Here is a 229-nt window from a genome sequence, read left to right as displayed (position 1 = left end):
GCAACCGGGCGCTGCGGCGGCGATCCTCCTCGGCGGTGGCGGGGTGATCCCGCCGGCACTGCTGGCCGAACTGATCGCCAACGGCGCCACCGTACGCAACGTGTATCGCCCCGAGGACATCGCCGACCCCGGCTATCGGCCCCCACGAGCCTGCCAACGCTTCATCCGCATGCGCGACCTGACCTGTCGCTTCCCGGGCTGTGATCGCCCCGCCCAACACTGCGACATC

General features: G+C 70.7%; 1 pseudogene. It reads left to right on the top strand.

Annotated features, from left to right (window positions below):
* Positions 1 to 229 (top strand): annotated as a pseudogene (locus MELE44368_RS26820) (13E12 repeat family protein); the annotation flags it as partial.

This window comes from Mycolicibacterium elephantis DSM 44368 (assembly GCF_004014805.1).
GTDB lineage: Bacteria > Actinomycetota > Actinomycetes > Mycobacteriales > Mycobacteriaceae > Mycobacterium > Mycobacterium elephantis.
Note: the sequence above shows the minus strand (reverse complement) of the source record. Positions and strands in the feature narration are given on the sequence as shown.